General features: G+C 60.9%; 12 protein-coding genes. 3 read left to right on the top strand and 9 right to left on the bottom strand.

What is annotated here, in order from left to right; genetic code table 11:
- Positions 1–39: 39 nt before the first annotated feature.
- Positions 40–1617 carry a tryptophan halogenase family protein gene (locus O2N64_RS08855; RefSeq protein ID WP_271077250.1) on the bottom strand — a complete coding sequence of 526 codons (1578 nt, stop codon included), beginning with the start codon at positions 1615–1617 and terminating at the stop codon, positions 40–42.
- Between the two features lie 166 nt (positions 1618–1783).
- On the opposite strand from O2N64_RS08855, the gene O2N64_RS08860 reads away from it, so the two are divergent.
- On the top strand, positions 1784–5122 hold the full coding sequence (locus tag O2N64_RS08860; protein WP_271077251.1) for a TonB-dependent receptor: 3339 nt from the start codon (positions 1784–1786) through the stop codon (positions 5120–5122).
- 179 nt (positions 5123–5301) lie between these two features.
- Here the strand turns inward: O2N64_RS08860 and O2N64_RS08865 are convergent, their stop codons facing one another.
- Positions 5302–6501 carry an endo-1,4-beta-xylanase gene (locus O2N64_RS08865; RefSeq protein ID WP_271077252.1) on the bottom strand — a complete coding sequence of 400 codons (1200 nt, stop codon included), beginning with the start codon at positions 6499–6501 and terminating at the stop codon, positions 5302–5304.
- An 11-nt stretch (positions 6502–6512) separates the two neighbouring features.
- Positions 6513–8924 (bottom strand): glycoside hydrolase family 3 N-terminal domain-containing protein, encoded by a 2412-nt coding sequence (locus O2N64_RS08870; RefSeq protein ID WP_333781557.1) that lies wholly within the window; start codon positions 8922–8924, stop codon positions 6513–6515.
- Positions 8925–9102: 178 nt separating this feature from the next.
- On the opposite strand from O2N64_RS08870, the gene O2N64_RS08875 reads away from it, so the two are divergent.
- Both O2N64_RS08875 and O2N64_RS08880 read left to right on the top strand, forming a co-directional pair.
- Positions 9103–10203: a LacI family DNA-binding transcriptional regulator gene (locus O2N64_RS08875; protein ID WP_271077253.1), complete on the top strand. Its 1101-nt coding sequence runs from the start codon at positions 9103–9105 to the stop codon at positions 10201–10203.
- A gap of 62 nt (positions 10204–10265) precedes the next feature.
- Complete coding sequence (locus tag O2N64_RS08880) at positions 10266–11987, top strand: IlvD/Edd family dehydratase (RefSeq protein WP_271079630.1); 1722 nt, start codon at positions 10266–10268, stop codon at positions 11985–11987.
- Here the strand turns inward: O2N64_RS08880 and O2N64_RS08885 are convergent.
- The 6 genes from O2N64_RS08885 to O2N64_RS08910 are packed head-to-tail and all read right to left on the bottom strand — an operon-like array spanning position 11984 to position 19285.
- Entirely contained in the window at positions 11984–12862 is an 879-nt protein-coding gene (locus O2N64_RS08885) for an SMP-30/gluconolactonase/LRE family protein (protein WP_271077254.1), read from the bottom strand. The two genes, O2N64_RS08880 and O2N64_RS08885, sit on opposite strands and share 4 nt — an antisense overlap.
- Positions 12853–13623, bottom strand: a complete 771-nt coding sequence (locus O2N64_RS08890) for an SDR family NAD(P)-dependent oxidoreductase (protein WP_271077255.1) — start codon at positions 13621–13623, stop codon at positions 12853–12855. Before O2N64_RS08890 ends, O2N64_RS08885 begins: the two co-directional genes overlap by 10 nt.
- Positions 13624–13636: 13 nt before the next feature.
- Positions 13637–14764, bottom strand: a complete 1128-nt coding sequence (locus O2N64_RS08895; protein WP_442866754.1) for a fumarylacetoacetate hydrolase family protein — start codon at positions 14762–14764, stop codon at positions 13637–13639.
- Complete coding sequence (locus O2N64_RS08900) at positions 14761–15771, bottom strand: glycoside hydrolase family 5 protein (RefSeq protein ID WP_271077256.1); 1011 nt, start codon at positions 15769–15771, stop codon at positions 14761–14763. Before O2N64_RS08900 ends, O2N64_RS08895 begins: the two co-directional genes overlap by 4 nt.
- Positions 15768–16793, bottom strand: a complete 1026-nt coding sequence (locus tag O2N64_RS08905; RefSeq protein WP_271077257.1) for a cupin-like domain-containing protein — start codon at positions 16791–16793, stop codon at positions 15768–15770. Before O2N64_RS08905 ends, O2N64_RS08900 begins: the two co-directional genes overlap by 4 nt.
- Positions 16784–19285, bottom strand: a complete 2502-nt coding sequence (locus tag O2N64_RS08910; RefSeq protein WP_271077258.1) for a glycoside hydrolase family 3 protein — start codon at positions 19283–19285, stop codon at positions 16784–16786. Before O2N64_RS08910 ends, O2N64_RS08905 begins: the two co-directional genes overlap by 10 nt.
- Positions 19286–19398: the final 113 nt, after the last annotated feature.

Here is a 19398-nt window from a genome sequence, read left to right on the forward strand (position 1 = left end):
CACCCACGATGACGATGCGTTTGACTGCACCTGCGCTGCTCACTGGCGGGCACCCCAGGCGGAAGTCGTAGCGGCAGGCGAGGGCGCCGCACTAACAGCAGCATCCTCTGCCCAACTGCCGCTTTTGCGCAAGAAGTCTTCCTGCGTCGGCATCGCTTCGGCGGTACGATAATGCACTTCGCGGATCTGTTCCATCGCCGCTGCGACCTTTTGCGGCTCGAGCGTATCGGCGATAGGATCGTATCGCTCCGGCATCATGTTCTGCCCCAGCATGACGGCGACCCAGCTTGGCAGGGTGAAGAGTTCGGCATTCTCCCGGAAGACTCGGCCGTGCAGGCGCCACAGATCCATGCGCTTTGCCAGAGTATCGGGCACATCCATCGTGCGAACATAGTTCCAGAACTCGGTGTCGTCTCGCTGGGTGGCCTTGTAATGCAGGATCACGAAATCGCGCACGTCCTCGAAGAGTTCGCGCATGCCGCGATTGTATTCGTCGCGTTCAAGCGGGCTGATATCCTTTTCGGGAAACAGGGCGAACAGCCGGGCGATGCCGTTCTGGATCAGATGAATGCTGGTCGATTCGAGCGGCTCGATGAATCCCGCAGAGAGTCCAAGAGATACGACATTGTGGTTCCACGCCTTCTTGCGCATCCCGGTGGTAAACCGCAGCAGGCGCGGATCGGCCTGCGGTTCGCCTTCCGCATTTTCCCGCAGGATAGCCTCGGCCTCGTCGGCATTCATGTAGGCGCTGCAGAATACATGGCCGTTGCCCGTGCGGTGTTGAAGCGGAATGCGCCATTGCCAGCCTGCACCATGCGCTGTGGCGCGGGTGAACGGCTGCGGCGATCCTGTATTGGCAGTCGGCATGGCCAGAGCGCTGTCCATCGGCAGCCAGTGGCTCCAATCTTCATAACCGGTTTCGAGTGTCTCTTCGATCAGGAGCCCGCGAAAGCCCGAGCAATCGATGAAAAGGTCGCCTTCGATCTTTTCGCCGCCCTCGATTTCGACCGATGTGACATCTCCAGTCTCGCCATCGCGGTGGGCGCAGGTTATCTTCCCCTCGATACGGCGCACGCCTTGTCGCTCTGCAAGCTCGCGAAGGAAGCGCGCGTAGAGGCCTGCGTCGAAATGATAGGCGTGGCGTATCTGCGAAAGCGGGGAAGGTTTACCGGGCTGCGGGCGGGCATACTTCCCTGCAAGCGCCGCCACTGCGCTCATCGAGAAATCGCCGATGGGAGGCGGATCGGATCGCGTCGCTTCGCGCAGCCAGAGCTGGTGGAAGGCGATGCCGTGCAGGTCCTGACCGTATTCGCCGAATGGATGGAAGTACCGGTCACCAACCTGGCCCCAATTTACGAACTCTATGCCCAGCTTGAACGTGCCGCGCGTGGCGCGCAGGAAATCGGCTTCGCGGATATCCAGCATCTGGTTGAAATTGGCGATCGGCGGAATGGTCGCTTCGCCAACGCCCACAGTGCCGATGGCGTCGGATTCAATGAGGACGAATTCGCGAACCCCGTTGTTGAAATAGCGAGCCATCGCTGCGGCACACATCCACCCGGCAGTGCCACCGCCCACGATAACGACCCGCGCGATACCGTTACCATTTTGCATCATTATTGTCCGAATTGCCCTTTGAACGGCTGAAAATTTCCATTTTTCCACTCTACAGCAATGGTGCTGCTTGCCAAGGGCGAGTCCGCGGCTTAAGGGTGGTTCAATTGACGGCCATATAAATACGCCGCGAAATGGTAGCGCTACCAATTTGGGAGGAAGGGTAATCGTGAAAATCAGGAATAAGTGTGCCGGTGATCGGCAGGGTTCTCGCAGCACCTGGCTGCGGGCAGGTTCGTCTGCTGTGGCGATCGGCTGTTTCATGCTTTCGAGCGCTGTTTACGCGCAGGATGCGGACGATTCCGATCCAGACGAAGCGACGACCGAAAACACCATCATCGTGTCGGGTATTCGCGCCAGTCTCGAAAGTTCGCAGAATATCAAGCGTGATGCCGATACCGTTGTCGATGCCATCACCGCAGAAGATATCGGCGCGCTGCCTGACCGTTCGGTGACCGAAGCGCTGCAGCGCGTTCCCGGTGTCTCGATCAACCGCTTTGCCGGTTCGAACGATCCTGACCACTTCTCCGTCGAAGGATCGGGGGTGGTCATTCGTGGCCTCAACTTCGTCCGTTCCGAATTCAATGGCCGCGATGCTTTCGTCGCCGGAGTGAACGGCCAGGCCATCAACTTCGCGGATATTCCGGCCGAGTTGCTCGGTTCGGTCATCATCAACAAGAACTCCACCGCCGACATGATCGAAGGCGGGCTGGCTGGTACGGTCAACCTCAACACCCGGCTACCGTTCGACGATTACGGCTTCAATGCCGGCTTCAGTCTCGAAGCCAATTATGGCGACTTCCGCGAGGAATGGACGCCAAGCATCAGCGGTCTCGTCAGCAACACCTGGGATACGGGCGGAGGCACGTTCGGCCTGCTGCTCAGCGGGTCCTATTCGCAGATCAAGAGCCGTGCAGACGGCATCCAGATCGCCAACTACCAGACGCGCGATGGTGCCTCGGTCCGCCAGGCCAATGCCCTTGAAAACTTCGTTTGCCGCAATCGCCTGCCCAATGGCAGCGATACGCTGACCTTGCCCGCACCCAATACCTGCGGTGCAGACCAATTGGCCGGGGCTGACGGCTTCTCCGACCTCGCAGACCTGCGCTATGCGCCAGTCGGCGGGCAATTCCGTACACAGGATTTCAATCGCGAACGCGACGGGATTGCTGCTGCAGCGCAATGGGAATCCGATGATCGTCGCACGACCCTGACAGCGCAATTCATCCGCGCGCACACAACCAATGCCTGGGGTGAGCGCACGTTTGAATCCGCACCTGATAATGCGGAATACAACACTTATCCGGTCGGCTGCTTTCTGAGTCCGGCGGCGGGTGGTCAGGCTGCCAATGAAGGTGAAATCCAGTGCGGCCCCGATTTCGTCAACTATCAGTATGACGAGACCAATTTGTTCCAGTCCGGTTACATTACCAGCCCCGCTTCTGGCTGGCGCGGTGGCGGGCCGGGTGGTGCTTCGAGCACTGGCTTCAATTTCGTCCCCTATGGCGGTGTCCAGCAAACGCTTTCACGCCGTCAGGTCGATGAAGAGACCACCAATTACGATTACGGCCTGAACCTGCAGCACCGCTTCAGCGATCGCCTGTCGGTCGAGTTGGATGCACAATATGCGACGTCGCGCCGCACAAATGCGGATATCAGCGTCTTCGGTTCGACTTTCGCCGACCAGGAAATCGACCTGTCGGGTGATTTGCCGGTCATCGTTCCGCACAAGCCAAACGTGACTGCATACACCTGGGCTGGCACTAACCCCAATCTCGATCCGCTGAGCGATGAGCAATATTTCCGCAGCGATCAGGTACAGTTCTGGCGCGCGGCGATGGATCACTTCGAAGAAAGTGACGGCGAGCAAGTAGCGTTTTCCGCCGACGTTGCTTACGAATTCGACGATGGCGCCTTCCTTCGCGAAGCACGCGTCGGTGGTCGTTATTCGGATCGCGACCAGACCATCCGCTACACGACGTATAACTGGGGCGTGCTTTCGGAAGTCTGGGCCGGTGACTCGCCGGTCCCTCTGGCCGACACCAATCCATTCCTCTACGAATTCTACGACTTCCCCGATTTCTTCCGCGGCGAAGTGCCAGGACCAATCGGCGGTTATTACTGGGGTGGTGACCTTATCGGCCAGTATGACAGTGCCGCCAGCCAGTTCCAGGCGATCAACCAGCAATGGCAGGATCGTGGTGGTCAGACAGGCTGGGTTCCCGCAGCGGCGCGCAGCGATGCTGTTGATGGCTCGCCGTTCCGACCGGACGAAATTTCGGACATCAGCCAGACCGATTACGCGCTGTATGGCATGCTGCGCTTCGATACGACCGATGTCTGGGACAGCGGCCCGCGTATCGGGGGCAATATCGGCCTTCGCTGGGTGCGCAGCGAGGTGTCCTCTGCCAGTGCCACCCGCGTCCCGACCGCAGCCGAAATCAATATCGGAGACGACTTTGCGACGCGGTGTTCGGCTGACCTGCCGGATAACGCACCTCCGGGCACGGAAGTGCAGGTGCCGGGCGGTGTCTGTGCGCTCGGTGAAGCAGGCTATGCGCAACTGCAGGCCTTCACCGGAAACACGGCTACAATCGTGCCGCGTGAGACCGAGACGGCCTATGACTACTTCCTGCCAAGCCTGAACCTTCGGGCGGAAGTGGCCGACGATGTGATCGTACGTGCAGCTGCATCGCGGGTCCTTACCCGCCCGCAGACGTCGTATATCCGCAACTACCTGACGTTCGACACCAGCCAGGGCACGCTGTTGCTTTCGGCCGGTAATCCGGACCTGCGTCCGGCAACGGCATGGCAGTTCGATCTCACGGCCGAATGGTATTTCGCACCCGTGGGATCACTGACGATCAACGGCTTCTACAAGTTTGTGGACGGGTTCTTCTTCTCGTCTCCGGAAGCTTTCGAGATCACCAACAATGGCGTCACGCTGGATACGGAGATCCTTGCTCCCGCCAATTTCGACGGCACGGGCGAAATCCGCGGTGTCGAAATCGCCTACCAGCAGACTTACGACTTCCTGCCGGGTCCGCTGTCGGGTCTCGGCATGAATGCGAACTACACCTATATCGAGAGCTCGGGCCTGCCCAACGCCTTCCTCAATACAGGTGAGCCGGTTGACACCAGTACGATCGAGCCGGGCAACCTGCCGCTTGAAGGCCTGTCACGTCATAATGTGAACGTCGCTGTGTTCTACGAGCAGCACGGCATTTCTGCCCGCGCTGCGTATAACTGGCGGTCTCGCTTCCTGTTGACGGTGGCAGACGTGATCTATCCCTACACCTCGATCTTCAACGAGGCGACGGGACAGCTCGATGCGTCGCTGTTTTACAATCTGACGGACAACATCAAAATCGGTGTCCAGGGCGTGAATCTGACCAATGAGGTGACCCGCACAAGCCAGGCATACACAGGCGATCCGGACGTGTTGGCACCACGGTCCTACTTCATGAACGATCGCAGGTTCTCATTCGTAATTCGTGGCACCTTCTAGCACTGTAAGGCTTTCACGATTGCACAGGAGGGGCCGGAGCGCATCGCTTCGGCCCCTTTTCATTTGCATTATAGAAATCGGTGCAGCCCAGCGCGAGGCGCACTGAAGACAAAAAAGCCCCGGGGCGGAAACCACACCCCGGGGCCTAGTTTTGCAGGACGTTGGGGATTGTCTTACAGTCAGCCGCGATAGGTGGTTGGCGCGTTGGCGAGCTGCTGAGCAATCGCCTCGCGCGCTGGCTTTGGCTGGTAATCGGAATCGTAAGGCGTGCCGCGTACTTCCAGACCATCTGCACGCTCCGCAGGCTCGAAATATTGCAGCCAGTTGTACCTGTCGACCATCCCCCATGCGAGGATATCTCCAAGCTGTTCGTAATCCAGCATCACGTCGAAATAGCGGCGTGTGTAATCGGCAATCAGCGCGTCGCGCACTGCGATATCTGCGGGCAGGGCGCGATCTTTCACATCGAATTCGGTGATGACCAGATCATATCCCATGGCGACGACTTCATCGAGGAAATTGCGCCATTCACGCTCCGAATATTGGCCAAGGCCGCTCGCCGGATCGCGCTCGAATATCTCGATATGTGATTGGATGCCCAGCGCATCGACTGGTGTGCCGCGCGCCTTGAAACCTTCCAGCAGGCGCAGCACGTCCACCACGTGGCCCGCATGATCGGGCTCCCAGCTCATATAGTCATTATAAACCAGCTGCTTGCCCGGCAGCACTTCGCGCGCCGTATGGAAAGCCAGGTCCAACACAGCTTCGGGGCTGCCCATCGCGCGGCTCAGGCTGGTTTCAATCGGTGCGCGGGCATCATGATCGATCGCCTCGTTGACCACGTCCCAGCTATGGATCGTATCGCTGTAGCGTTCACCGACAGTGCGGATGTGCGATGTGAGGATCTGTTCGGCCTCTGCCGCAGGGTTCGCGCCGAAATCGTGATTGTTCAGCCATTCCGGAAACCATTGCGGCCGGTGCCAGAGCAGCACATGCGCCCGAACATCCTGTCCGTTTGCCTGCGCCCAGCGCACGATATCGTCCATCGCGCGGAAGTTGTATGTGTCGCGCGATGGCCGGAGCGCCTGCCACTTCATTTCGTTCTCGGGCACCACGATCCCGCATTCCTGATTGATCAGGGCGGTGAGGCGCGGGTTCTGGATAGATCCGGCATCGGCATTGCTGCCGCTCCAGCCGATAGCAGTGCCGAACCGCCGGCCGCTGCGCTGCGCCAGTGCATCGAGTGATGCGGCACCGCCGTTTGCAGCGGTCGCACTTGCTCCGGCTTCGTCAGAAGGCAGGCCGGTGCAGGATGCAATGGCGGTCGATGCCATTCCGGCGAGCGCCGCACGGCGGTCCATGGTGAATTGCGCGGTCATGTCGTGCTCCGCTATTCGGCGACCGTGAGAGTCACTTCCTGCACATCGGCAGAATTGGGACCGACCATGATGGTGAATTCACCCGGTTCGACTTCGCGCTCCATATCGCGGTTCCACAGCGCAAAGCTGCGCGGCCGGATGGGGATGTCGACAGTAACCGTCTCACCGGCGGGAACGGAGACCCGCTCGAACCCGACGAGCTCCTGCACCGGCCGCGTGACCGAGCTGACCACGTCACGCAAATAGACCTGCACGACCTCATCTCCGTCGCGCTGTCCCGTGTTGGTCACGGTGGCACGAACGGTCACGCCTTCACCGGGCGCGATCGTGTTTGCCGAAAGCACGGGCGCAGCATGCTCGAAGGTGGTGTAGGTGAGACCATAACCGAAGGGGAACAGCGGCTGGTTGCTATCGAACAAATAACCGCGCAACGCAGTCGGCTTGCGATTGTAGACCATCGGAAGCTGCCCGGCATTGCGAGCGACTGTGACCGGCAGGCGGCCACCCGGATTGACGTTCCCGAATAGCGCATCGGCAATCGCATTGCCCTGCTGCTCCCCGGCATACCATGCCTCGAGGATGGCGTTCGAATGCTCCACGACGCCGAGATAGCTCGGTGGGCGACCGTTGATGAGGACGGTGACCATGGGCTTGTCCAACGCCGCCAAGGCTTCCACCAGCTCGTTTTGCTCGCCGACAAGGTCCAGGCTGGTGCGATCGCCAAGGTGATCGTCTCCCCAGCCTTCACGGCTTGTCTGTTCGGTGTCACCGACAAAGAGGATGATCGTATCCGCGTCGCGCGCTGCTTCCACCGTTTCGGCAATCATGCGGCGGTTGGCGGCAGGATCGGCGAGGGTCACTTCGTCGACCCACCAGTCGTCGTCTTCGGTAATGCGAACGCCTTCGGCATGGACGATATCGGCGCGGTCACCCACGATTGCGCGGATACCCTCCAGCGGGGTGATCGTCTCACGCGGGATTCCGTAATAGCCGCCAAGTCGGGCGACATCGGCATTCGGGCCGATCACCGCTATCGTCGGGCGATCCGCCCCGCCGTCCGGCATCGCCAGCGGCAAGGTCCCGTCATTCTGGAGCAGGATGAGCGATTGTTCGGCCGCACGCCGGGCCAGTGCCACGCCTTCCGGACCGTTGGACGCAAGCGCGGGGGCCATGTCGGTGACGAAGGGCTGTTCAAACAGGCCTGCATTGAATTTCATCGTCAGGATGCGCTCAACCGCAGTATCGATCTGCTGCACCGTGATTTCACCGGCGTCGAGCAATTGCTGGAGATTGCGATAAGAGGCACCATCGGGGAAATCGATATCGACCCCGGCATCCATCGCATAGACTGCCGCTGCGGGAATATCGGCTGCGATATTGTGGCGGGAAACCATTTCCTCGATCGCGAAATAGTCCGACACGACGGCGCCATCGAAACCCCATTCATCGCGGAGTATGTCCTCCAGCAACCAGATGTTCGAGTGGCTCGGAATGCCGTCGATCTCATTGTAACTCGCCATGACTGAAGCGATCGCGGTGCGTTCAACGACTTCCTCGAAAGGTGGGAAGAAGATTTCACGCAAGGTGCGCTCGGAAATCTGTGCGGGGCCCACATTGGTGCCGCTTTCCGGCTGGCCGTGACCGGTCATGTGCTTGAGCGTTGCCATCACCTGTCCTTCGCCAAGGCGGGGATCAGTGCCGACGCCCTGCAGGCCCTCCACGGCGGCAACTCCCATTTCCCCGACAAGGAAGGGGTCTTCGCCAAAGGTTTCTTCGATGCGGCCCCAGCGCGGATCGCGCGCCACGTCGACGACGGGCGAAAGCACCTGGAACACGCCCCGGGCGCGCACTTCACTGGCGATGTAATCGTTGATCTCCCGGACAAGGTCGGGATTCCAGGTGGAAGCAAGACCGATGGCCTGCGGGAAGCTGGTCGCATCGAACGCGGCAAGGCCGTGGAGCGACTCCTCATGCGGCATGACTGGGATGCCAAGACGCGTTTCCTCGCGCGCCCAGCGCTGCAGCTCGTTCACATAGGCAATGCTTTCCTCGATGGAGCGCGGCGTATTCTCGCGCGGGCTACCCGGCCCGACCTGATCGGAGGGGCGCGTGAAGAAACCGATGCCATCGGGATAGCGCTCGCTGGCGGCTTCAGCATCGAAGCGGTTCATGTCTTCCGCGTCCTGCACCTCGGCCTTGTTGGTCCAGGTGCTGATCATCTGAGCCAGTTTCTCTTCGAGCGTCATCCGCGCCATCAGGTCGGCAACACGCTCTTCCACGGGCAGCGAAGCATCCCAATACGGCGCATCCGCCATCGGCCTTTCCACGGCAATGTCCTGCGCCATCACGGGCTGCATCTGAAGTCCGCCAAGCGCCATCAGGAAAGTGCCTGTAAGCGCCATTGGTCGAAGACCGACCTTCATTGCTATTCCTCTCTCTGTGAACCTGCAGCCTTGACTCGCGACCGCCGTATGTTAGCGCTACCATCATGAGCGCGAAGAGATTTGTCAACATCCAAGACGGGCAATGTTTTCCCGCAAAGGTTGGTGTGCAGCACCAGCTTGCTTGCACCGCTTGTCGCGCGCTATGGCAAAACCCAGGATGAGCCAGGAAATCGAAAACAAGCCCCAGCGCAAACGCTCGGGCCGCCGCAATGGGAACGCTCCCACCGTCGCCGATGTTGCGCGCGAAGCGCAATGTTCCCCGATGACCGTCAGCCGCGTGGTGAATGGCGGCAATGTCCGAGAAAAAACGCGCGAGCAGGTGCTGGAGGCGATCCGCAAGCTCAATTACTCGCCCAACAAGGCTGCAAGGTCGCTTGCAGGCGCCGACCAATTGCGTGTTGGCCTGCTGTTCGACAACCCATCCTCTTCCTATCTGGCGGAGTTCCTGATGGGCGCGCTGGAGGCTGGCTCGCGCAGCGACGTGCATCTTGAAGTGCAAAGCTGTGACAACGCCCCCGATCACGCCCAGCTGATCCAGAGCATGTCCGATGGCGGAATTACCGGTTTCATTCTTCCGCCACCGCTTTGCGATGATCAACGTGTCCTTGACCTGATCCTGGAAGCGGGCGGTATCGCTGTGGCTGTGAGCCCGGGCCGCGCAAAGGGCGCGCATGCCGGCATTCTGATCGACGAATTCCAGGCCGCATTCGATATGACCAAGCACATTATCGGCCTTGGACATGAGCGGATCGGTTTCATCATCGGCAATCCCGAACAGGTGGCGAGTGGCCAGCGGCTTGAAGGGTACCGCGCGGCCATGGAGGAAGCGGGCCTGACGGTTCGTGAAAACCTGCTGGCCCAGGGCCAGTTCACCTATCGCTCCGGCATGGTTGCGGCAGAAAAGCTGCTCGATGCAGATCCGCGCCCGACCGCGATCTTTGCTTCCAATGACGATATGGCTGCAGCCACAGTGGCCGTCGCGCATCGTCGCCATCTGGATGTGCCGAGCGACATCACCGTCTGCGGTTTCGACGATACCGATCTTGCCAGCTCTATCTGGCCCGAACTGACCACCGTGCGCCAGCCGATCCGCCAGATGACAGCGAGGGCCGTGGAATTGATCGTGAAGGCAACGCGCGCCAAGCGACAGGGCCTGCCGCCGCAAATGGAGAAGGTGATCCTGCCATACGAGCTGGTCCGCCGGAATTCCGATGCCGGGCCAAGCCTTGCGACCTCTTCCAAGGACAAAAAAGCGTGAGCGAAGACAGCTCCGGCAAGCGCCGACTGCGCAGCCGCGACTGGTTCGACAATCCCGATCGCATGGACATGACCGCGCTCTATCTTGAGCGATTCATGAATTATGGTGTCACGCCGGAGGAACTGCGTAGCGGCAAGCCCATTATCGGTATCGCGCAATCGGGAAGTGATCTCAGCCCCTGTAACCGCATTCATATCGAACTCGCCAAGCGCACGCGCGACGGCATTCGCGATGCGGGCGGGATACCCATCGAATTTCCCGTCCATCCGATTTTCGAGAATTGCCGCAGGCCAACGGCGGCGCTCGATCGTAATCTGCTCTATCTCGGTCTGGTGGAGCTGCTCAACGGCTATCCGATCGATGGTGTGGTGCTGACCACCGGATGCGACAAGACCACGCCCAGCCAGATCATGGCGGCGAGTACGGTCGATATTCCGGCCATCGTGCTGAGCGGTGGCCCGATGCTCGATGGATGGCACGAAGGCGAGTTGGTGGGCAGCGGCACTGTCATCTGGCGCAGCCGCCGCAAGCTGGCTGCAGGGGAGATCGATGAGGAGCAATTCCTCCAGCGCGCCGCATCCAGTGCGCCCAGCGCCGGTCATTGCAATTCCATGGGGACGGCCAGCACGATGAATGCCGTGGCCGAGGCGCTCGGGCTCAGCCTTACAGGGTGCGCTGCCATTCCGGCGCCGTATCGCGAACGTGGCCAGTCCGCCTATCGCACCGGACGGCGGATCGTCGAAATGGTCGAGGCCGATCTCAAGCCGTCGGATATTCTGACAAGGGAAGCATTCCTCAACGCGATTGCCACGGTCAGTGTCATCGGCGGATCCAGCAATGCGCAGCCGCATATTCAGGCCATGGCGGCGCATGCCGGTGTGCCGCTGGAAGCATCCGTTTGGCAGGAGCACGGATATGACCTGCCTCTGCTCGTCAACATGCAGCCCGCTGGGGCTTATCTGGGTGAGCGGTTCCACCGTGCTGGCGGAGTGCCTGCGGCGATGTGGGAATTGCTTCAGGCGGGGAAATTGCATGGCCACGTGCTGACCTGTACGGGCCGGTCGATGGCAGAGAATATCGCGGATGCGGAGACGACTGATCGCGAAATGATCCGCCCGTTTGCTGATCCGCTGATGGAAAAGGCCGGGTTCCTCGTCCTCTCGGGCAATCTGTTCGATTTCGGTATCCTCAAGACATCGGTCATTTCAGAGGAATTCCGCCGCCGATACCTTTCCCGCCCGGGGGAGGAGAATGTGTTCGAAGCGCGCGCCGTGGTGTTTGACGGCTCCGACGATTACCATCACCGCATCAATGATCCCTCGCTCGACATCGATGAGAATTGCATCCTTGTCATCCGTGGTTCGGGCGTGGTCGGCTGGCCCGGTAGCGCCGAGGTTGTGAATATGCAGCCGCCCGATGCGCTGATCCGGTCAGGCACGCAGTGGCTGCCAACGCTGGGTGACGGGCGGCAATCGGGTACGAGCGATAGCCCGTCGATCCTCAATGTTTCACCCGAGAGTGCAGTAGGGGGCGGGCTGGCATGGCTGCGCACCGGTGACACGATCCGTGTCGATTTGAACACGGGGACGTGCAACGCGCTGGTCGATGATGCTGAAATATCCCGGCGCCTGGCGGAAGAACCCGCACCGCCGGTACCCGAGCACAATACGCCGTGGGAAGAACTGTTTCGCGAAAAGACCGGGCAGTTGGGCGAGGGCGGAGTGATGGATTTCGCGCTCAAATACCGCGGGACCAGCCGCAAGCTACCCCGCCACAATCACTAACCGAGCCGCGCCCTTGGCTGCGCAAACCCTGCCACCGGCGCTTCAAATCTCAGCAGGGCGCCCGCAAGCGAATTGGCTGCCAGTTCGTCTGCGGTAAGGTTCTTGGTCGCCGTCGTGACGAAGGCCGTGCGCAAATCCTCGCCACCGAAAGCCATTTTGGTGATGTCGCGCACGGGCAATTCGATCTGATCGACCAACATCCCGTCGGGCGAGTAGCGGGCGACGCGATTGCCGAGATAGAGGCCAGTCCAGACGTGGTCCTCGGCATCGACAACCGGCCCGTCCGGATAGGCCTCGGGGAAGTGCTCCGCTGTAGAGACGAACGGGCGCGCCTCGCCCACTCCATCGCGCGACAGGTCGGCGACCATGATGCGCTGGCTGGTGGTGTCGGTGAAGTAGATGCGATCGCCTGCAACGTTTACGGCAGGACCGTTTGTTATCGCGATGCCACTGGGCCCGGCAGGCAGGATATCGCCACGATCATAAACGTAGAACCTGCCGCTGGCGGCTTGCTCTGCATCGTCCATCGATCCGAACCAAACGCGGCCCCACGGATCGGTGCAGGCATCATTGAGCCGATTGCCGCTCGGTTCGCCAGGCACTTCGGCATGGAAGGTAAAGGTCTGCCTTTCAGGATCGAAGAGATACAATCCATCCTGCAATCCGCAGAGCAATGGACCCTCGACCGTCGGGATCGCCCAGCCGATCTGCGCGGGCGCCTCTGCCTTGGCATTGCTGCCGGTCTCAGGGTCGAGATGCCAGAGCTGCTGTCGCTTGATGTCGACGAACCAGACGACCTGGCGTTCGGCATCCCAGAGCACGCCTTCGCCGAGGAGCGCGTCTCCGCTCAGTGCTTCGAAAACTTCTACCGCCATCCTGCATCCACCCAGTAATTATGTGCCGTGCACAGCCGTGCGTCATCGGAAGCAAGGAACAGCGCCATGGCTGCCACATCATGCGGTTCAAGGCGGCCTTCGAGGCACTGCGCCGCCACGATTTCCGCTTCGCCTTCAGGCGTGTACCACTTGGCCTGGCGCGGGGTTTTGACATTTCCCGGCACGATCGTGTTGACGCGGATATTCTTTGGTCCGAGTTCGCGAGCAAGACCGCGGGTCATTCCCTCGATCGCTGCCTTGGCTGTCTGGTAAACGACCAGATCCTGCAGGCCGAGATGCCAGCTGATCGAGCCAAGGTTGATGATGGAGCCACCGCCAGCGCTTTCCATTTGCGGAGCAGCAGCGCGCGCGGCGAAGAACTGATGCTTGAGGTTGACTGCCATCGCGTCATCCCAGAGCTTCTCATCCACATCGGTCACGGAGTGCCTGTCATCGCACGCGGCGTTATTCACCAGCACATCGCAGCCGCCCAGAACCGCGAAAAGCTCCTCCAGAGCGGCGATGTAAACGTCACATCCGGTAATGTCGCATTCCCGAAAAACGGGCACATGTTGCGCGCTGGAAAGCCGCTCGACCAGCGCTTCGCTTTCCTCGGTTGCGATATCGACGAAGCCCACACGCGCTCCCTGCCGCGCGAAGGCTTCGACGATGCCTGCACCGATGCCCGAACCGCCTCCGCTAATCACCACGCGTTTACCCGCGAGGCTGGGATAGACCGCACTGCCGTTATCAGGTGTCACCACGATCCCCTCTTCAAACCTTTTCCGCCAGGCCGCGTTCGGCAAGATTGCGGATGAAACTGCCGATGCCGAATGTCCACGGGCTGGCCTTGTCGCTTGTGGTCACCGTATTCGTCAGGCTGCCCAGCCTGTCACTCCGGATCGTGACAATATCGCCCAGTTTATGCGTAAAGCCCGCTCCGGGGGTATCGCGATCCTGAACGGGCGCGAACAGCGTTCCGCAGAAAAGAACGAAGCCATCGGGATAGTGGTGCTGATCCATCGTCTGTCTGACCAGATCGAGCGGGTCGCGGCTGATCTGCGTCATGTCGTTCGCGCCTTCCAGTCTGTAGCCCTCCGGCCCGGTAATCTGCAGCTCCACTGTCATTCGACGGACGTCGTCCATCGTGAAGCTGTCGTCGAATAGCCTGATAAAAGGGCCGATCGCGCAGGAAGCGCAATTGTCCTTGGCCTTGGAAAGGAGGAGGGCAGAGCGCCCTTCGATATCGCGCAGATTGACATCATTGCCCAAGGTCGCACCAACCACCTCGCCATCGGGCGCGACGACCAGCACAACTTCGGGTTCGGGATTGTTCCATGAGGAATCCGATCGAATGCCGATTTCATCGCCCCCTCCGACGGCAGAGAGCACCGACGATTTCGAGAACACTTCGGCATCGGGGCCAATCGCCACTTCCAGATATTGCGACCAGAGGCCCTCGTCTATCAGGACTTCCTTGAGCTGCGCCGCTTCTGGCGATCCGGGGACGACCGCACGGATGCCTGTACCTACACGCTCCTCGATATGGCCGCGCAGGCTCGCTGCCTGCACCGCATCGCCCCTCGCGCGCTCTTCAAGGACCCTTTCGATGGCGGACACGGCAAAGGTCACGCCGCAGGCCTTGATGCATTGCAGATCGATAGGGGTGAGCAGGCTCCAGCCATCGGGGAGGCCGCTTTTGACAGTGCCGATTTTGCTTCCGCCCGAGAACGCTCGTCGGGCGACAGCGCCCGATACCGTCGGAGTTTCGCACGTGACATCGTAGATTTCACCATTGGCAATACGGAGCACGCACGGTCCCTCGGGCGACTGTGCCCGGGCGAGGAAGACTCCATCGGCATGATCGCGCGGTAGCCATTGTTCGATATTCACACCCATCATTCCGCTCCCGACGACCATTGGATCGCCTCCAGTAGTTCCGGATGCCATTCGCCGGTTTCCTGATCGCGGAACGGGAACGTGTTCGTATAGGCCCACATGCAGCTATCGATACCCAGCGGGGCGAATTGCTGCGTCACGGCGCTGTGGTAGGCTACGCGCTGCTCCAGAGATATATGCGCGTCGTAAGCTCCGGTCTCGCCGATGAAGGGCGTACGACCTGTCCGGGCCATATAGGCGACCACTTTCAACGCATCGTTGGCGAGGCGCTGCCGGTCAGCCTCGGTGCCATAGGTGCGGCCAATGGTCGGCGAAGGATCGACCCAGCTTGCGCCCTGATGGGTGAAATCGAACGGTTCGTAGTAGTGGAAGGTCGGATGCACATTCGGATCGTCGGGCAGTTCCAGCGTTGCCAGTGAATCCACTCCGCTCCACCACTCTCCGCCGATCACGACAGGGCGGCTCGAATTCGTTTCGCGGATCGCAAGAAGAGCCGGTGTCAGGGTGTCGAGCAAATTGCGGTTGGTCAGCGCATCGTGCGGCTCATTCTCGATTTCGAACCACAGGCGTTCATCCGGATAGTCCGCAAAACGGGCACCGATCTGGCGCCAGATCGCCGCGAGCTTCGCTGTGTTGGCTGCCGGATTGGCGTGCAATTCTTCGAAATTGTGGCTGTCGAGCAGGACGTTGAGATCCGCGGCGAAGGCCATGTCGACCACTTCCTGCACGCGGTCCATCCATACGGCATCGACGACATAATCAGGCCCAGGTCCTGTCTTGTTCGCCCAGCGCACCGGCAGGCGGATAGTGTCGAAACCTGCGCCGCGGATGGACGCAAAGTCCTCCGCATCGAGGATCTCGCCACCCCAGGAGCTTTCTTGCTCGGGTTCCAGGTGGTTGCCGACATTGATGCACTGACCCACAGGTAGCGGATCGGGAATGTCATGCGCCGCGGAATTGTCGGCAGCCGCCGCCAGCAAAGCTGTGGCGAGGAGTGTCAGGGTGCTCATTTCTCACGTCCTGTCGTCAGTGTGCGAATTAAAAAACCGCGCATCGCCTCATCGCGTCGCGGGCTGGCGGGGCCGTTGATCAGGCGCACCGCCTCGGGGAGATGATCGGCCGCTGCGTGCGCGCCATCCCCGAAAATGAAATGATGGAACCAGTGCTTCCACGCCTGCCGGTGCGGCTCGGGCAGGTCGCGGATCGACCACAGGGCGTGCACGAAGCCGGTGAATGGATTTCCGTGCTGTGCATTCTCGTGCCAGAAATTGACGAGGATATTGAAGCGGTCCTTCGCCCGCACATGATGCCACCAGAGAGCAGGGATGTAGATTGCATCGCCTGGTTGCAGTTCAGCGCGCTGAGCCTTCGCGGCGGCTTCGGCGAAGCGCGGATACAGCTCCAGGTCGGGATCGTCCGGATCGACCATGCTGACGGGTGGCCCGGCCGGCGTCATGTGCAGGGGGCCGAGGTACAGATCTCCGGTCACCTCCGGAGGGAAAAGGGTGAAAGTGCGTGGACCGGCAACGCAGACAGCGATGTTGGGTGTCATGTCCATATGCGTTGCCACCGTGCTGCCCGTGCCGAGCCAGATGCGCGATCCGCCAGCGGCCTCAGCAAAACGCTGGGGAAGGGCGTGGGCGTTCTCGAACCCCGGCAAGTGCTTGGCGGTCTCTGCCGAACCGGCGTAGAGCGACGGAGCTTTTTCCTGTTCGGCGAATGAAAGGACCTGATGCGCTACGTCGCCAAGCGACATCTGTCGCTCCTCGAAATTGAAGCCGCTAAGGTCAGGGCGGTAGAAGAACTTTCCCCCTGTCTCCGCTGGGGCAACCATCACGCTGGCTGGCTGTCCGCTATCGAACTGAGCGATCATCGCAGCCGCTTCTTGGCCTGATCGTTTTGCGGCATCGAGAAGCGGCCAGTCCTGCACGAACCCGCGCATCACGGCTGGCCGCCCCTCGCGCGCAAGCTCCGCCAACCCTGTCGCAGCCGGATCGACCTCGCCGATAGGGGCAGGATCCTTCAGGGACATGTCAGCGTTTGTTCGGCATCCGATCCCAACCGGACTTCACCGATAGCGTAGTCCGCCGCGCCCTGCGTCGCGAGAATGAAGGGTGTGGTCAGGGAGGCCATGTCAGCCCCCGCGTCACGGAAGCATTTCAGCGGAATTCCGTAGCGCACGAAGCCATCGGTTTCTGGAAGGTCCACCGCAATGGCTTCGCTGCCCGTCGCTCCCCGCACAAGCAGTTGGGATGCATCGGGTGCATCGATCATGCGCAGGGTCACAAGCAGCAGCACATCCGCATTGGTTTCGCGCGTGATATCGATCGGTTCGAAATTGCGCAGCGCCACCTCGGCAGAGCCATCGCGTATCGTGAAGCGTCGACCGCCCTCCTGCCGTCCGTAATCGATCGCGGTAACGGCAATGCGCCCATCGGCGGCTTCGGCAGGCATTGTCGTGACCCGCAAAGGCTCGGTCTGCCCGGCCGCACCGACCAGCAAGGACCAGCTGGAAGCGGGGCGACCATCCGCAAACCACATGCGGCTGTCACCTGCCGCATCGCTCGTGTCGATTTCCGGCAACATTGCCCATGGTTCTGCGGTTGAGGTGTAGGTGAGACCGTATCCGAAGGGGTAGAGCACACCGTCAGAAAGATCGGGCGTCATCGGCCACTCTGCAGGAAGCTGGCCCGAGAAATCGTGCCGGGCATTTCCTGCGCTGTCGCCCACCAGCACATCCGCAATTCCGCCACCTTCGCTACCGGGCAGCCATGCCACGACGAACGCATCGGCCGCGTTGAGAGCGGGATTGACGTAAAGCGGACGCCCGGTGATCATCACGGCAATGACCGGGATGTCCTGTTCACGCAGGCTCCGCATGGTCTCATAGGGCGCTGTCAGTTCGGGATCGAGCTGGAGCGAAGCGCGGTCGCCCTGGAACTCGGCATAGGGCCGTTCTCCGAAGACTACCACGGCGGCATCGGGGCGCTGGGTAAAGCTGCCATCGGGCGACAGCTCTGCGCTGCCACCGGCGGCGGTCACAGCTTCCTCCAGTCCGGCCCAGATCGACGTAGCGCCGGGGAAAAGATCGTTCGTCAGGCCGGTCCCCTGCCAGCTCAGCGTCCATCCGCCGGACTGGCGAGCAATGTCATCAGCTCCATCACCGGCGACCAGCAGGCGACCTCCGGGCGCAAGTGGCAGAATGCCATCATTGCGTAGCAAGACGAGGGACTGGCGCACCGCCTGCCGAGCAACATCGCGGTGCTCTGCGGAACCAAGCCGCTCCCATTCTCCGGAAAACGCGCGGTCGGAGGGGGCTGGCGCATCAAGCAGCCCGAGCCGCAATTTGACGCGTAGGACCGCGGCGACCGCCTCGTCAATGCGGGCGATCTCGATACTGCCGTCCCGCGCCCCTGCGAGCGTGTTGTCATAGATGGCGCGCCAGCTGTCGGGGGCCATATACATGTCGATGCCGGCTTCGAGCGCCTGGGCGCAGGCTTCATTCGTGCATCCGGCAACCTGGCCGTGCGCGTTCCAATCGGACACGACGAAACCGTCGAAGCCCATCTGGTCGCGCAGTACACCTGTCAGCAGGGATTCATTGCCGGTCATTTTGACGCCCTGCCAGCTCGAGAAGCTGGCCATGACCGTCATGACACCGTTCTCGATCGCGGGACCGTAAGGCGCGCCGTGAATGTCGCGCAGCTCGATTTCGGAAATGCTGGAATCGCCCTGGTCGATGCCAGCATCGGTGCCGCCGTCCGCAAGATAATGCTTGGTGCTCGCCAGGACGTAGGGACCGTCGAGAAGGTCGCGATTGCCCGGGGGGCCCTGCAAGCCGCGAACCATGGCGCCCGTATATTCCGCCACTAGCGTCGGATCGGAGGAATACCCTTCATAGGCGCGACCCCAGCGAAAATCCTGCGGCACAGCGACAGTGGGAGCAAAAGTCCATTCCTGCCCCGTCACACGAATCTCGACGGCTGTGACAGCCCCGATTTCCTCCACAAGCTCGGTATCCCGCATCGCGCCGAGGCCGATGTTGTGTGGGAAGAGCGTTGCGCCGATAATATTGGAATGGCCGTGCACGGCGTCGGTGCCCCACAAGATGGGAATCCCGACACCGCCATCGCTCCGATCTGTTGAGGAGGCGTAAAACTCGTCTGCCAGACGCAGCCATTCGCTGGCTGGAGCGAGATCGTCACCATAAGGGCCGCTGTTTCCGCCGTTGAGCACGGAGCCGAGGTTGTATGTCCGCACATCCTCCGGCGTTACGCAGCACAGGTCGGCCTGGACAATCTGCCCCACCTTTTCTTCCAGCGTCATGGAGGCAATGATCGCTGCGATCCGTTGCTCTCCTGCCGGATCACGGGGGTAGGGGTATTCATAGCTCGGCCAGATTTCGGGATTCGCCACGCCCGCCTGCGAATCTGCCTGAACGGGCTGGTCGTTCCGGGCAATTTCAGGCGTGCTGGCACAAGCAGCAAGCAGCGGAAGTGCAAGCAGGTAAGTTAGGCGCACCACAGAATCCCTCCCCAAATGGTAACGCTACCATAATCACACTGCGATGGCGCGTGTCAAAGCAATTTCGGCAATTTTGGTAGCCAGTTTGGGCGGGAAGGCGTTGATCAAGACGG

It is taken from the genome of Aurantiacibacter sp. MUD61, from assembly GCF_027912455.1.
In the GTDB taxonomy this organism is placed as follows: domain Bacteria; phylum Pseudomonadota; class Alphaproteobacteria; order Sphingomonadales; family Sphingomonadaceae; genus Alteraurantiacibacter.

Coding starts and splice junctions, on each gene's coding strand:
- O2N64_RS08855 (WP_271077250.1), bottom strand. CDS start 1,617: ATGATGCAAAATGGTAACGGTATCGCGCGGGTCGTTATCGTGGGCGGT.
- O2N64_RS08865 (WP_271077252.1), bottom strand. CDS start 6,501: ATGACCGCGCAATTCACCATGGACCGCCGTGCGGCGCTCGCCGGAATG.
- O2N64_RS08870 (WP_333781557.1), bottom strand. CDS start 8,924: ATGAAGGTCGGTCTTCGACCAATGGCGCTTACAGGCACTTTCCTGATG.
- O2N64_RS08875 (WP_271077253.1), top strand. CDS start 9,103: ATGAGCCAGGAAATCGAAAACAAGCCCCAGCGCAAACGCTCGGGCCGC.
- O2N64_RS08880 (WP_271079630.1), top strand. CDS start 10,266: ATGGACATGACCGCGCTCTATCTTGAGCGATTCATGAATTATGGTGTC.
- O2N64_RS08885 (WP_271077254.1), bottom strand. CDS start 12,862: ATGGCGGTAGAAGTTTTCGAAGCACTGAGCGGAGACGCGCTCCTCGGC.
- O2N64_RS08895 (WP_442866754.1), bottom strand. CDS start 14,764: ATGATGGGTGTGAATATCGAACAATGGCTACCGCGCGATCATGCCGAT.
- O2N64_RS08900 (WP_271077256.1), bottom strand. CDS start 15,771: ATGAGCACCCTGACACTCCTCGCCACAGCTTTGCTGGCGGCGGCTGCC.
- O2N64_RS08905 (WP_271077257.1), bottom strand. CDS start 16,793: ATGTCCCTGAAGGATCCTGCCCCTATCGGCGAGGTCGATCCGGCTGCG.